Annotated in this window: 13 protein-coding genes; 5 read left to right on the top strand and 8 right to left on the bottom strand. The window is 70.5% G+C overall.

Annotated elements, in window-relative coordinates:
• Nucleotides 1-145: 145 nt before the first annotated feature.
• Nucleotides 146-1,003, bottom strand: a complete 858-nt coding sequence (locus AC0IWM_RS04350) for a universal stress protein (protein ID WP_471753236.1) — start codon at nt 1,001-1,003, stop codon at nt 146-148.
• Nucleotides 1,004-1,332: 329 nt separating this feature from the next.
• Between AC0IWM_RS04350 and AC0IWM_RS04355 the strand changes: the two genes are divergently transcribed.
• Nucleotides 1,333-2,043, top strand: coding sequence for a DUF4142 domain-containing protein (locus AC0IWM_RS04355; RefSeq protein WP_471753237.1), 711 nt, complete (start codon nt 1,333-1,335; stop codon nt 2,041-2,043).
• 90 nt (nt 2,044-2,133) lie between these two features.
• Here AC0IWM_RS04355 and AC0IWM_RS04360 read toward each other — a convergent pair whose 3' ends face one another.
• From AC0IWM_RS04360 to AC0IWM_RS04370, 3 genes are read right to left on the bottom strand one after another with little or no spacing between them, the layout of a single operon-like run.
• On the bottom strand, nt 2,134-2,805 hold the full coding sequence (locus AC0IWM_RS04360; RefSeq protein ID WP_471753238.1) for a carbonic anhydrase: 672 nt from the start codon (nt 2,803-2,805) through the stop codon (nt 2,134-2,136).
• 56 nt (nt 2,806-2,861) lie between these two features.
• A complete protein-coding gene (locus AC0IWM_RS04365; protein ID WP_471753239.1) occupies nt 2,862-3,377 on the bottom strand; it encodes an NUDIX hydrolase in 516 nt (171 codons plus the stop codon).
• A 7-nt stretch (nt 3,378-3,384) separates the two neighbouring features.
• Nucleotides 3,385-4,179 (bottom strand): DUF429 domain-containing protein, encoded by a 795-nt coding sequence (locus tag AC0IWM_RS04370; RefSeq protein WP_471753240.1) that lies wholly within the window; start codon nt 4,177-4,179, stop codon nt 3,385-3,387.
• Nucleotides 4,180-4,281: 102 nt separating this feature from the next.
• On the opposite strand from AC0IWM_RS04370, the gene AC0IWM_RS04375 reads away from it, so the two are divergent.
• Nucleotides 4,282-4,680: a DUF3775 domain-containing protein gene (locus AC0IWM_RS04375; protein ID WP_471753241.1), complete on the top strand. Its 399-nt coding sequence runs from the start codon at nt 4,282-4,284 to the stop codon at nt 4,678-4,680.
• 48 nt (nt 4,681-4,728) lie between these two features.
• On the opposite strand, the gene AC0IWM_RS04380 is transcribed toward AC0IWM_RS04375, so the two are convergent.
• Entirely contained in the window at nt 4,729-5,106 is a 378-nt protein-coding gene (locus AC0IWM_RS04380; RefSeq protein WP_471753242.1) for a hypothetical protein, read from the bottom strand.
• A gap of 392 nt (nt 5,107-5,498) precedes the next feature.
• On the opposite strand from AC0IWM_RS04380, the gene AC0IWM_RS04385 reads away from it, so the two are divergent.
• On the top strand, nt 5,499-6,158 hold the full coding sequence (locus AC0IWM_RS04385; protein ID WP_471753243.1) for a transglutaminase-like cysteine peptidase: 660 nt from the start codon (nt 5,499-5,501) through the stop codon (nt 6,156-6,158).
• A gap of 93 nt (nt 6,159-6,251) precedes the next feature.
• A complete protein-coding gene (locus AC0IWM_RS04390) occupies nt 6,252-6,590 on the top strand; it encodes a hypothetical protein (protein WP_471753245.1) in 339 nt (112 codons plus the stop codon).
• A gap of 49 nt (nt 6,591-6,639) precedes the next feature.
• Here AC0IWM_RS04390 and AC0IWM_RS04395 read toward each other — a convergent pair whose 3' ends face one another.
• The 3 genes from AC0IWM_RS04395 to AC0IWM_RS04405 all read right to left on the bottom strand — a co-directional run bounded on the left by AC0IWM_RS04395 (nt 6,640) and on the right by AC0IWM_RS04405 (nt 9,505).
• The gene (locus AC0IWM_RS04395) at nt 6,640-7,773 is read right to left on the bottom strand and encodes an ABC transporter permease (RefSeq protein WP_471753247.1); all 1,134 of its coding nucleotides are present in this window, start codon (nt 7,771-7,773) and stop codon (nt 6,640-6,642) included.
• A gap of 25 nt (nt 7,774-7,798) precedes the next feature.
• Complete coding sequence (locus AC0IWM_RS04400) at nt 7,799-8,239, bottom strand: DUF4112 domain-containing protein (RefSeq protein WP_471753248.1); 441 nt, start codon at nt 8,237-8,239, stop codon at nt 7,799-7,801.
• Between the two features lie 111 nt (nt 8,240-8,350).
• Nucleotides 8,351-9,505 carry an aminotransferase gene (locus AC0IWM_RS04405; RefSeq protein ID WP_471753249.1) on the bottom strand — a complete coding sequence of 385 codons (1,155 nt, stop codon included), beginning with the start codon at nt 9,503-9,505 and terminating at the stop codon, nt 8,351-8,353.
• Between the two features lie 705 nt (nt 9,506-10,210).
• Between AC0IWM_RS04405 and AC0IWM_RS04410 the strand changes: the two genes are divergently transcribed.
• Nucleotides 10,211-11,647 (top strand): MdtA/MuxA family multidrug efflux RND transporter periplasmic adaptor subunit, encoded by a 1,437-nt coding sequence (locus AC0IWM_RS04410; protein ID WP_471753250.1) that lies wholly within the window; start codon nt 10,211-10,213, stop codon nt 11,645-11,647.
• Nucleotides 11,648-11,651 lie beyond the last annotated feature (4 nt).

An 11,651-nucleotide genomic window follows, 5' to 3' on the forward strand; every position in this document is an offset into this window, starting at 1 on the left:
TGGCGACCGGTCGTGCCGGCGGCCGGGACGCTGCTCCCGATCCTTCGCGCGCGCAAGTCAATTGCGCGCGATCCGGATGCGTCACTGTGCCGTGCGTTCAGTATGCCGAAGGCTCAACGCGGCCTGAATTCGATGCGCAAGAGGTTCAATGAGCCATGAGCATCGGGATCGCCGCATGGGCGAGAAGGTGGCTGGTCGGTCCGCCAAAGATCATCTGGCGCAGACGACTTTGGGTATAGGCGCCCTTGATCAGCAGGTCGCAGCCGAAGGCTTCGGCCTCCGCGAGATAGACCTCGCCCGGCGTCCGCCTGCCGGCCGAATGGGCGCGGAAATCGGCGCTGATTCCCTCGCAGGCCAGGGTGCGGGCCAGCTCCTCGGCGGTGGGACCCGGCACCGTCCCGCCCTCGACGCTGATGACGCGGATCCGCTTCGCCTGCCGCAGGAAGGGCATCGCGAAGGCCACGGCCCGGGCCGTCTCGGTGGAGCCGTTCCAGACGATCAGGATCGCCTCGCCCAGGGTCGCGGGGGCGATCGGCGGCGCCAGCAGGATCGGCCGCCCGCTCTCGAACAGGGCGGTTTCGAAGGTGGTCATGCGCGGTGCGCCGTCCTCGGCACCGGGCCGGCCCACCACCGTGGCGGTGAACAGGCGCGCGTACTGTCCGAGGAAGCTGTCGCCCGCCGGCACGTCGGGTCGCCAGCGGTAGCGCGGGCCGGCCGCGAGGGCCTCGGGGTTGCACGGGCCCTCCGCCGCGAGCGGCACGCCGGCCCGGCTCATGAAGTCGATGAACTGCCCGCCGGCCCGCTCGGCCTCGACCTTGTCGGCCTCCTCGTCGCGGAGCCAAGTCATGCCCCCGACCATGTCGACGGGAACGTACTCGGCCAGGGCCGGCCGCAGGGAGACGCCCTCGATGAGGCTGCCGAACCGGCGGGCGGTGAGGATCGCGGTCTCGAAGACCGAGGGCAGGGCGTCATGGGAGGCGACGGGAACGAGCAGGGTCTTCATGGGGGAGCCTTCCTCGCGGCGGCACGATGGGCTCAGGCTAGTGCGAAACGTGGTTGCGGAAAACAGGATGACCGAGGCCGGTGAGCGTTTTCCCGAAGTGCCTGCGCCGGCAGGCGGGGCGACCCGGTCTGCAGGCTATTTCCCCGATAAGCTTGACCATTTCTAAGTTCAGTCCCGATCGAGAAGAGCTCAGAAAAGAGTCAGTTCAAGGTTGGAACCCGATCGAACCTTCGTCGTTGGCCCCCCAACCGTGACAGGCAGGCTCCGCATCGGGATTGAATAGCCTTGTGCCTGGCAAGCTGCACTGTCCCGTCAGATTAGAGGAACCCATGATCAAGAAGACTCTCGCTCTCACCGCCGTGATGACCGCACTCTCCGCGCCTGCCTTCGCGCAGGGCATGGGCGGTGACTTCCGCATGGACGCCATGCAGGCCAACGCCTTCGAGATCCAGTCGAGCCAGATCGCGCTCAACAAGAGCCGCAATCCGCAGGTGCTGCGCTTTGCCCGCGAGGCGATCCGTGACCACCGCGCCGCCAACGTCGCCCTGGCCGGCGGCGAGGGCAACTACGCCGCGGTGCGCGGCAACGAGGGGCTCGGCGGCCTGATCACGGCCCCGCTCGCGGTGGCGGGCGGCGCCGTCGGTGCGGCCACGGGCGCCGCCGCCGGTGCCGTGGGCGGAACCTTGAGCGGCGGTCCCATCGGGGGCGTCGAGGGCATCGGTTCGGGCGCGGCTCGCGGTGCGGCGACGGGCAGCCGGGCCCTGAGCGGTGACGTGGACACCACTGCGGGCACCACCATCATCCAGCCGAACTCGCAGCAACAGGCGATGCTCGCCGAGCTGTCGCAGACGCCGGCCGGCCCGCGCTTCGACCGCCTCTACGGCCGCATGCAGGTCCAGTCGCACGAGATGACGATCGGCATGTTCCGCTCCTACGCCGCCTCGGGTCCGAACCCGGCCCTGCGCGCCCATGCCGAGCAGGCCCTGCCGGTCCTGCAGGCCCATTACCAGATGGCGCAGGGCCTTCCGGGCGCCCGCTAGGCGCTGCCCGCGACACGTCGGGCTGAGTGCCCGGCGTGATGCCTCGATCGGGAAGGACGCCGGCCCCAGGTCTCGGCGTCCTTCTTCGTTTCAGGCCTCGGCGCAGCCGATCATCGCGGCGGGGCTCAGGCTGCGGCCGGCCTGATCGATGGCCGGCTTGAACTCGCCCGTCTCCGGGTCGCGCAGGAGTAGCTCGCCGCGTGCGATGCCGAAATGGGCGCCGTGCAGGGCCAACTGCCCATTCTCCACCCGCTTGCGCACGAACGGGAAGGTCATCAGGTTCTCGAGGCTCTGCGCGACCATCGCGTATTCGAGGCGAGTCAGGTAGTCGGAGGCGTCCGTGTCGCCGGCCTTGCTGGCGGCGGGCTCGACCAGGGAGACCCACTTGCCGATGAAGTCGCCCTTCGACAAGGGCTTTGCGGGGTTGGCGTAGGCCTTGATGCCGCCGCAGGTGGCGTGACCCAGCACCACGATGTGCTTGACCTCCAGTCCCTCCACCGCGAACTCGATCGCCGCCGAGGTGCCGTGATAGTCGCCGCCGGTCTCATGCGGAGGCACGATGTTGGCGACGTTGCGGATCACGAAGAGTTCGCCGGGTCCGGTGTCGAAGATGACTTCCGGGGAAACGCGGCTGTCGCAGCAGCTGATCATCAGGACCTGGGGGCTCTGCCCCTCGGCCAGCTTGGCGTAGCGCTTGGCCTCGTCGGTGAGGCGTCCGTCGATGAACGAGCGGTAGCCGGCTTTCAGCGTCTCTGGAAACATGGGGGTCCTCCCTCGGGGTGTCATGGATGGCACGCCATCGGGCGGCGTGCCGGTGGTCAGGATTGCTCTCGCCAGTTTAGGACGACGGGTGTGTGGGGGATCGTCCCGGCGACGATGTCGCGGGCGACCGCGACCAGGCCGCTCGGCTCGATCCGCTCGGAGGTGGCCGCGAGTTCGGCCAGCGTCCACCAGCGGGTGCCGAGGACCGGGTTGTCCTCGGTCTCGGCGAGGCGGCTCGTGTCCACGGTCGCGTCGGGCAGGCGGACGACGAAGTAGCGCTCGCGGGCGTAGCGGGAGGTCCGGAACAGGTGGAAGGGGCCGTCGCAGGACGCGACCTGCGGCCCGATCTCGGCATCCGCCACGCCGATCTCCTCGCAGAGTTCGCGGCGGCAGGCCTCCACATGCGTCTCGCCGGCCTCCAGCCCGCCCCCGGGCATGAACCAGAAGGTGCGGTCCTCCGGCCGGGCCGGATCGATCGGGCGCACCGACTCGTAGGCGATGAGCAGGAGGCGGTGGTCGGGATCGAACACCAGCGCCCGGGCGATGTCGCGAACGGTCAGATCCTGCGTCATGTCCCTCTCACGGCTCCGCTTCGATCTCCGATCTAGCAGGGAATCCGCCTGCGGCCAGGGGGCGACCCGCCGGAGGGGCCGGCATCCAGATCACGATGGGAAGACCTTCTTCGTCCGAACCCGGCGGATCGGGCAGCGGACGGGCACGGCCTTCGGCGAGATCTCGGGCCACCACGAGGGTGGCCAGCGCATCGAGATGGTCGTCCGCGCCGGTCCCTGAGGGGCGCGCCGCGATCAGGCCCTCGGGCAGGCCGGCGCCGGCGAGCAGGGCCCGGCGCTCGGCCAGACCCGCTCGGCGCATGGGACCCTTCTTGCCCGCCGCCAGGGGGCGCCCCCCGTTGAGGCAGCGGAACACGATCTCGGGATGGACCTCGTGGAGGCGCGTGACCAGGTCGGGACGGGTCCGCAGCATCGCGTCGACCGCCCGGATGGCGGGAAGGATGTTCCAGCACTGGATCGAGGGCGCGAAGGGCGGCGTGCTGTGCGCCCGCGACAGCGCCTTCGCCTCCTCGTAGGTCGCCGCATAGACCGCCGCGCGGGCCGGCACCGGAAAGACGCTCGCGCGCCCGGCGCCCAGGACGGCGCGCGCCGCCCGGTCCGCGCTCCGGCCGCCGCCCGTCACATGCGCCTCCAGGCCGATGGGACAGTCGATCCCGACGCGGATCGGCGCTTCGGGGCCGTCGAGGAGATCGACCGGCCTCGCGACCCGCAGGGCGCGGAAGCGGGTCGCGTCGTCGAGGTCGAGGAGTACCCCGGCCCAGGCTCCACGGCACCCGTCGAGGCCGCCGATCCAGCGCGTCATCGGCCCAGTCCGGACGCCGTCGACGCGAACCGGATCGGGCCTGGCCCGTTGTCGCTGCTAAGGGCCGCCGCTGCCGGCGGCCGCCGAAACGGGAATGCGTTCATGGACATCGCCGTCGACAAGGTCACCGAAATCATCCTGCGCGTGCGCGCCGTCGATGTGAAGGAAGGGCCGACCGACCCCGATTCCGGCTCGAACCCCACCGATGACGGGGCCACCGACGTGCTCATCTCCGGCACCGACGACGCCACCGAGGAGGAGTTGCGGGCGATGATCGGCGCCCTGAACGACGACGAGCGCGCCGACCTCCTGGCGCTCCTCTACATCGGGCGCGGCGACATGGAGCCCGAGGAATGGGCGGAGGCGGTGCGCTTCGCCCGTGAGCGGGAGGCCGCCGGCGAGGGCGCCGCCCGCGAGATCCTCGGGATTCCCAATGCGGGCGACCTTCTCGACGAGGGCCTGTCCAACCTCGGCATCACGCCGGACCTGCCCCAGGCCTGAGGCGGCACGGACCGGGGGCGGGCCGGCGGCTCGCCCCTGGGCGCGGCGTCAGCGGCAGGGCAGGGCGAGCGCGGTGTCGGCGACGAAGCCGGCCGTGTCGCGCAGGCTCTGGGGCTGGCCCGGATCCTCCGACACCGCCTCCGCCTCCGCGTGCAGGCGATCGTTGCAGGCGCAGGTGGGAATCTGCCCCCTCGGCGGCGAGCAACTGTCGTGGTGCATGCAGGCGACATCGAGGGCATCGATGGGCGGGCGCGGGCTTCGGTTCCCCGGGCCGCAGTAATTGCCGTGGATCAGGAACGTCCCGCGCTCCGGGTTGACGTAGGGCATCTCCTGCGCGCGGGCCGCGGGGATCGCGGCAGCCGACAGCGCCGCGGCGAGCGCCAGGCGCGTCACGAGGGGCCGGAAGGGTCGTTCTGCGTCACTCATGAAAGCCTCGTCCACTCGGTCTGATCGCGCCCTCGCCGGAGGAGATGGGGCCGCGTCTGCGGGTGACAAGCGTCAGGCTATTTCAATGTCGCGGCCGACCCGCCGACAGCACCCGTTCCTGTCCCGGCCCGGTCGATGCTGGAACAGCGCTGAACCGGCAAAACAATCGCCGTGCGAGAGACTGTCACGGGCCGAACCTCAGCCTGCCGGATGCTTCCGAAGGGCGTCTGCGTCCGGGCGCAGGGCGGCCCGGAAGGCATCGGCCGGATGCTGCGCGGCCAGGGAGGCCGAGCGTCATCCACACCGTTAACCTTTTCTTAACCCGCCGATTGTGGTGCAACGCCGGCCGTGGGACATTCGTTAACAGAAGCTTAACGGGGCCAAGGGCGGTCATGCGGTACGGGTTTTCCCAGCGTTTCTCGGCTCTGACGTCCCGGGTCGCCGCCCTCGGCGCCGCGACCCTGTTCGTCGGCCTCGCCGCCCTGCCGGGCGCGGAGGCGCAGACCCTGGCCGCGCTCCCCACCGTTCCGAGCGCCATCAGCGCCGGCGTCCAGACCCGCCCGATCGCCGCCTGGGTCGATTTCTGCGCCACCTACGCGACGGAATGCGCGGTGAACACCGCCGAGCCCGCCCAGATCACCCTCACCCCCACGATCTGGAATACCATCGTGTCGGTCAACCGCCGGGTGAACAAGTCCATCGTCGCCGTCACCGACATGGACCACCTCCACGTGGCCGATCGCTGGGACCTCGCCGAGGACGGCTCGGGCGATTGCGAGGATTTCCAACTCCTCAAGCGCAAGCTCCTAGCCGAGACCGGCCTGCCGCGCCGGGCGATGCGAATGACGGTCGTGATCGACGAGAAGGGCGAGGGTCATGCCGTGCTCACCCTGATCACCGACCGTGGCGACCTCATCCTCGACAACAAGACCAGCACGATCCTGCCCTGGCGCCAGACGGGCTACACCTTCATCAAGCGCGAGAGCCAGGACGCCGTCGCCTGGGTTTCCCTCGGCCGGGCCGCCTCGCCGGTCACCACCGCCAACCGCTGAACCGTCCCTGTGCGGGATCGTGGAAAACCCGATCCTTTAAGGTGCGGTTAAGCGTGGTGGCGCGAGGGTGATCCCGCTCCGGGATACCCCGCCATGACGTTCCGCGATCTTCTCCGCACCAGTGCAGCGCCCGCGCTGCTCCTCGCCTTCGTCGCCTCCGCCGCGGCTCAGGAGGCCCCGAGCGTGGCCGAGCGCCACGCGTCGTGGCGCGCCTGCCTCAACCGCAACTTCGCCCTCGAGGTCGCCCTCTCCAGCCGGGTCATCGCGGCCGACGCGGCCCTGCGCACCTGCCGGCCGAGCGAGCAGGCCTACCTCACCGCTCTCTCGGCCTCGCCCCTCGTCGACGGCGACGACGTCGCCCGGGTCCGGCCGGCCCTGCTCCTGCGTGCCAGGGGCTGGCTCCTCGACGGCGGGCGTCAGCGCCCGCTCTGACGGACCTGGATCGCGACGCCGCCTGGGGCGCGCGCGAGAGGCCGGCGATTCAGGTGAAGGATTTGCGCGGGTCGAAGGCGTCGCGCACGGCCTCGCCGGCGAAGACCAGCAGGCTCAGCATCAGCGCCACCACGAAGAACCCGGTCAGCCCGAGCCAGGGCGCCTGGATGTTGTCCTTGCCCTGCGCCAGGAGTTCGCCCAGCGAGGCCGAGCCCGGCGGCAGACCGAAGCCGAGGAAGTCGAGGGAGGTCAGCGTCCCGATCGATCCGTTGAGGATGAAGGGCAGGAAGGTCAGCGTCGCCACCATGGCGTTGGGCAGGAGGTGCCGGCTCATGATGCGGATGTTCGAGAGGCCGAGCGCCCGGGCGGCGCGCACGTACTCGAAGTTGCGCGCCCGCAGGAACTCGGCCCGCACGACCCCGACGAGGGACACCCACGAGAACAGCAGCAGGATGCCCAGCAGCACGAAGAAGCCCGGCTCGATGAAGGCCGAGATGATGATGATGAGGTAGAGGGTCGGGATCCCGCTCCAGACCTCGATGAAGCGCTGCAGGGCGAGGTCGACCCAGCCGCCGAAATAGCCCTGCACCGCTCCGGCGATCACGCCGATCACCGACGAGATCAGGGCGAGGATCAGCCCGAACAGCACCGAGATGCGGAAGCCGTAGATGATGCGCGCCAGCACGTCGCGGGTGGTGTTGTCGGTCCCGAGCCAGTGCTTCTCGAGCTCGGCGCAGGGCTTGCCCACGTTCTGGCACTGGGCCTCCGTCAGCATCCAGGTCGGGGGCGACGGGGAGGGGGTCGGCAGGCCGTCGATGATGGTGTCGTAGGAATAGGGGATCGGCGGCCAGATCGCCCAGCCGTTGTCGGCGATCTCCTTGCGGGTCTCCGCCGAGCGGTAGTTCGGCCGCGCGTAGAAGCCGCCGAACTTCTCGTCCGGGTAGTCGACGACCACGGGGAACAGGATCTCGCCCTTGTAGGAGACCACCAGGGGTCGGTCGTTGGCGATGAACTCGGCGAACAGGCTCGTGACGAAGAGGCCCGTGAAGAGCAGGAACGACCAGTAGCCGAGCCGGTTGCGCCGGAAATTGGCGAGGCGCCGCCGGTTGAGCGGCGACAGCCCGCGGCCGGTCGGGGGCAGGGCGACCGTCTGGGCGGACTCGGGACGCACGACCTCGTTCATCGGGCGCGCCCCTGTCCGTCGGATGTCAGCCCTCGATGCGCGTCGCCGTGCCCTCGATCTCGTTCGGGCGCAGGCCACCATGGCGCTCGAGGTGGCGCCGCAGCAGGCGCACGTTGCGGCGGTTGGCCTTGAACGCCGCATCGAACAGGTCGCCCGCCAGGGGCACGGCCCCGAGCGCTCCATCGGCCGCGATGTTCAGCGCCATCCGGGCGATGAGCCAGCGCGGCGCTCCGAGGCGGCGCGCCTCCACCACGATGTAGGAGGCCAGCAGCATGCCGGCCACGTCGCCCACCACCGGGACGAGACCGACCAGGGCGTCGAGGCCCACCCGCCGGTTGATGCCGGGAATCACGAAGGCCGAGTCCATGAGGTGCGCGAACGCCTCCAGGCGCAGCAGCGTCGCCTCGCGGTCGTCCGCCTTCGGCCGGAAGCGCGTGGCGACACCGGCGGTCTGGGTGAAGTCCATGGTCGGGCTCCGGGGCAAGTCCAGCCTGGGGAAACGGTGCGGCGTGGTCATGCTCCGGGATGTGGCCCCGGCCCCGCGCGCCCGCAAGCACCGCCCGCACGAACCGGCCCATCAGGCCGCCTGCCGCGCGACGGTGGCGAGCCGGTCGAGGGCCCGGTCGAGGACGTCGTCCGCCTTGGCGAAGCACAGCCGCACGAGGTGGCGCACGGAGGCGTCGGGATAGAACGCGCTGATCGGGATCGCGGCGACGCCGTGCCGGCGCACGAGGTCGTCGCAGAACGCCACGTCGTCGTCGCAGCCGAGCGGCGCGAGATCGACGTTGAGGAAATAGGTGCCGTAGGAGGGCAGCACCCGGAAGCCCCGCTCCGCGAGACCCCTCGCGAGGCGGTCGCGGGAGGCCGCGAAGCGCGCGCGCATGCCGGTGAAGTAGGCGTCCTCCTTGGCCAGGCCGTAGGCTACCGCCTCCTGGAGGGCGGGCGGCGTCGTGAAGGTGAGGAACTGATGCGCGTTGGCCACCACCCGCATCAGGGCCGGCGCCGCCATCACGAAGCCGACCTTCCAGCCGGTGAGGCCGAAGATCTTGCCGGCCGATCCGATCTTCACGGTCCGGTCGCGCATGCCGGGAAGCGCCATCAACGGGCAGTGCCGAGCGCCGTCGAAGACGATGTGCTCCCAGACCTCGTCGCAGACCGCCACCACGTCGTGCCGCGTGCAGAAGGCGGCGAGCAGCGCCAGGTCCTCGCGCCCGAAGATCGTGGCGCTGGGATTGAGGGGATTGTTCAGGACGACGAGCTTGGTCCGGTCCGTGAAGGCCTCCGCGAGGGCGTCCGCGTCGAGGCGGAAATGCGGGGGCTGGAGCGGCACGATGCGGGCGACGCCCCCGGCCCGGCGCACCAGCGGCAGGTAGGCGTCGTAGAGCGGCGCGAACAGCACGACCTCGTCGCCCGGCGCGATCAGGGCGAACAGGGCGGCGGCGATGGCCTCGGTGGCGCCCGAGGTCACCATCACCTCCGCCATCGGGTCGAGGTCCAGATCCTGGTGATGCGCGTAATGCGCCGCGATCGCCCGGCGCAGGTCGGGCAGGCCCATCATCGGCGGGTACTGGTTGTCCCCGTGCAGCACGGCGTCGGCGGCCCTGCGCCGGACGTCCTCCGGTCCCGGATCGTCCGGGAAGCCCTGGCCCAGGTTGATCGCGCCGAGTTCGCGGGCGAGGCCCGACATCACCGTGAAGATGGTCGTCGGCAGATCGGCGAGGACGGGATTCATGGAGCGGGATTCACGAGGAACGGGGTTTCACTGGACGGGAAAGTGTCAGGGCGTGGCGTAGCACGCCCCTTCGCCCCGAAGAAATGTGCGTCCTCGCACGCGGCTTCGCCCGCCCATCTCCGGCCCGCCTGACGATTGTTGACTTTCATCAGCCATCACGTAACTCTCGACTCACGGCTGGAGCGGTGATGGCCAGCGCGGGACTTCGCCCCCTCGTTCCGTACGCGTGTCGTCGCCGCTCCGGTCCGTCTCGAAAAAAGGTCGTCGCTCCCCCAGCGGCGGCCTTTTTCATTTCGTCGCACGACGCCGACGAAAGGGGTGTTTTCGACAGCCGTTCCGTTCCGACCGCTTCGCAGCAATACGCCGGAAACGCGAAGGCCGCACTGGAGTCGCATTGGTCGCCTAGGACGTCTTCCATGCCGCGCCGCGACTGCTTTCGAGACCTGGGACCGGCCGGTGCCGTGACCCCATTCCGAGCCATCGGATGTCGGCCGGGATTCACCGGAGAGGCGGGCGGGGTGCGACGTCGTTCGATCCTGTCACGGAGCGTCCAGCGACCTTATCTCATCGCTGTCGGCGGGCCGCGCGGGGTCAGGCCCGGCGCGCGGCCCGGGATTGCGTCGCGTCCGGGGCCGTTGGTCTCCGGAGGACTTTGCGGTTCTTCCGCTCGCAACGCCGACCGCAACACGCCATGATCGTTAGGCCATGAACGAAACCTCGCCCATCCGCACCGAGACAGCGCGCGAATATCCCGGGGCGCTCCCGGGCGACGCGCTGCCGCGCGAGGCGCGGAGCACGCCGCCCGTCCGCCGCCGCAGCCGGGCGGGATTCTGGTTCGTCCTGCTCCTCATCCTCGCGGGCGGCGGCTATGCCGGGTACCGCTACCTCCTCGCGCCGAAATCGGAGAGCCAGGTGGCCGCCCCGTCCGGGCGCGGCAAGGGTGGCGGCCGCGGCGGGCACGGCGAGCCGGCCCAGGCCGTGGGCATCGCCACGGTCGCACCCGGCGACGTGCCGATCGTCCTCGCCGGCCTCGGCACCGTGACGCCGCTCGCCACCGTGACGGTGCGCTCGCAGATCAGCGGGTACCTCACCGAGATCGGGTTCCGCGAGGGCCAGACCGTCAAGAAGGGCGACTTCCTCGCCCAGATCGATTCACGGCCCTACGAGGCTCAGCTCGCCCAGTACCAGGGCCAGCTCATGCGCGATCAGGCGCTGCTGCAGAACTCGAAGCTCGACCTCGCCCGCTTCCAGCGGCTGAGTCAGCAGGACTCGATCTCGAAGCAGAACGTCGACACCCAGGGCGCCCTCGTCAAGCAGAACGAGGGCACGGTGGCGGCCGACCAGGCCCTCGTCGACCAGCAGAGGCTCAACATCACCTACACCCGCATCGTCTCGCCGGTGGAGGGCCGCGTCGGCCTGCGCCAGATCGACCAGGGCAACTACATCACCGCCGCCTCGACCAGCATCGTGGTGGTCACCCAGCTCCATCCGATCTCCGTGGTCTTCACCCTGCCGGAGGACGACGTCGCGCGGGTGATGCGCCGGGTGCGCTCGGGCGCCAAGCTCGCGGTGACGGCCTACGACCGCGGCGACACCAACGCCATCGCCACGGGCGTCCTCGACACCGTGGACAACCAGATCGACACCACCACCGGCACCGTGAAGCTGCGGGCGATCTTCGAGAATCAGGACGACGCCCTGTTCCCGAACCAGTTCGTCAACGCCAAGCTCACCGTCGATACGGTGCGCGACGCGCCCATCGTGCCGACCGCGGCGATCCTGCGGGGGACGCCGGGCACCTACGTCTACCTGATGCAGGGCGACGACAAGGTCGTGGTCCGGCCGGTCAAGCTCGGCGAGGCGGACGGCCCGCGGACGGTGGTCACCGAGGGGTTGAGCAACGGCGACCGCGTGGTCGTGGACGGCACCGACCGCCTGCGCGACGGCGCCCCGGTGCGCGTCACCGAGGAGGGCGGCAAGCCCCGGACGCCACCGCACCGGGACGGCGCCCCGGCCGAGACCCAGGCGACCCCGGCCGCCGCGCCGGTGACGCAGGGCGAGAAGCCCGACGCGGCCAAGGCCGACGCCGTCGCCCCCGAGGGTCAGAAGCGCGAGCGCCGCCGCCAAAGGCCCGCCGAGTGATGGT

The sequence above is a fragment of the Methylobacterium sp. AC433 genome (genome assembly GCF_979253015.1).

What these genes read in the sequence shown, in the direction of transcription:
- AC0IWM_RS04350 (WP_471753236.1), bottom strand. Translation starts at nt 1,003, where the DNA reads ATGAAGACCCTGCTCGTTCCCGTCGCCTCCCATGACGCCCTGCCCTCG.
- AC0IWM_RS04355 (WP_471753237.1), top strand. Translation starts at nt 1,333, where the DNA reads ATGATCAAGAAGACTCTCGCTCTCACCGCCGTGATGACCGCACTCTCC.
- AC0IWM_RS04360 (WP_471753238.1), bottom strand. Translation starts at nt 2,805, where the DNA reads ATGTTTCCAGAGACGCTGAAAGCCGGCTACCGCTCGTTCATCGACGGA.
- AC0IWM_RS04365 (WP_471753239.1), bottom strand. Translation starts at nt 3,377, where the DNA reads ATGACGCAGGATCTGACCGTTCGCGACATCGCCCGGGCGCTGGTGTTC.
- AC0IWM_RS04370 (WP_471753240.1), bottom strand. Translation starts at nt 4,179, where the DNA reads ATGACGCGCTGGATCGGCGGCCTCGACGGGTGCCGTGGAGCCTGGGCC.
- AC0IWM_RS04375 (WP_471753241.1), top strand. Translation starts at nt 4,282, where the DNA reads ATGGACATCGCCGTCGACAAGGTCACCGAAATCATCCTGCGCGTGCGC.
- AC0IWM_RS04380 (WP_471753242.1), bottom strand. Translation starts at nt 5,106, where the DNA reads ATGAGTGACGCAGAACGACCCTTCCGGCCCCTCGTGACGCGCCTGGCG.
- AC0IWM_RS04385 (WP_471753243.1), top strand. Translation starts at nt 5,499, where the DNA reads ATGCGGTACGGGTTTTCCCAGCGTTTCTCGGCTCTGACGTCCCGGGTC.
- AC0IWM_RS04390 (WP_471753245.1), top strand. Translation starts at nt 6,252, where the DNA reads ATGACGTTCCGCGATCTTCTCCGCACCAGTGCAGCGCCCGCGCTGCTC.
- AC0IWM_RS04395 (WP_471753247.1), bottom strand. Translation starts at nt 7,773, where the DNA reads ATGAACGAGGTCGTGCGTCCCGAGTCCGCCCAGACGGTCGCCCTGCCC.
- AC0IWM_RS04400 (WP_471753248.1), bottom strand. Translation starts at nt 8,239, where the DNA reads ATGGACTTCACCCAGACCGCCGGTGTCGCCACGCGCTTCCGGCCGAAG.
- AC0IWM_RS04405 (WP_471753249.1), bottom strand. Translation starts at nt 9,505, where the DNA reads ATGAATCCCGTCCTCGCCGATCTGCCGACGACCATCTTCACGGTGATG.
- AC0IWM_RS04410 (WP_471753250.1), top strand. Translation starts at nt 10,211, where the DNA reads ATGAACGAAACCTCGCCCATCCGCACCGAGACAGCGCGCGAATATCCC.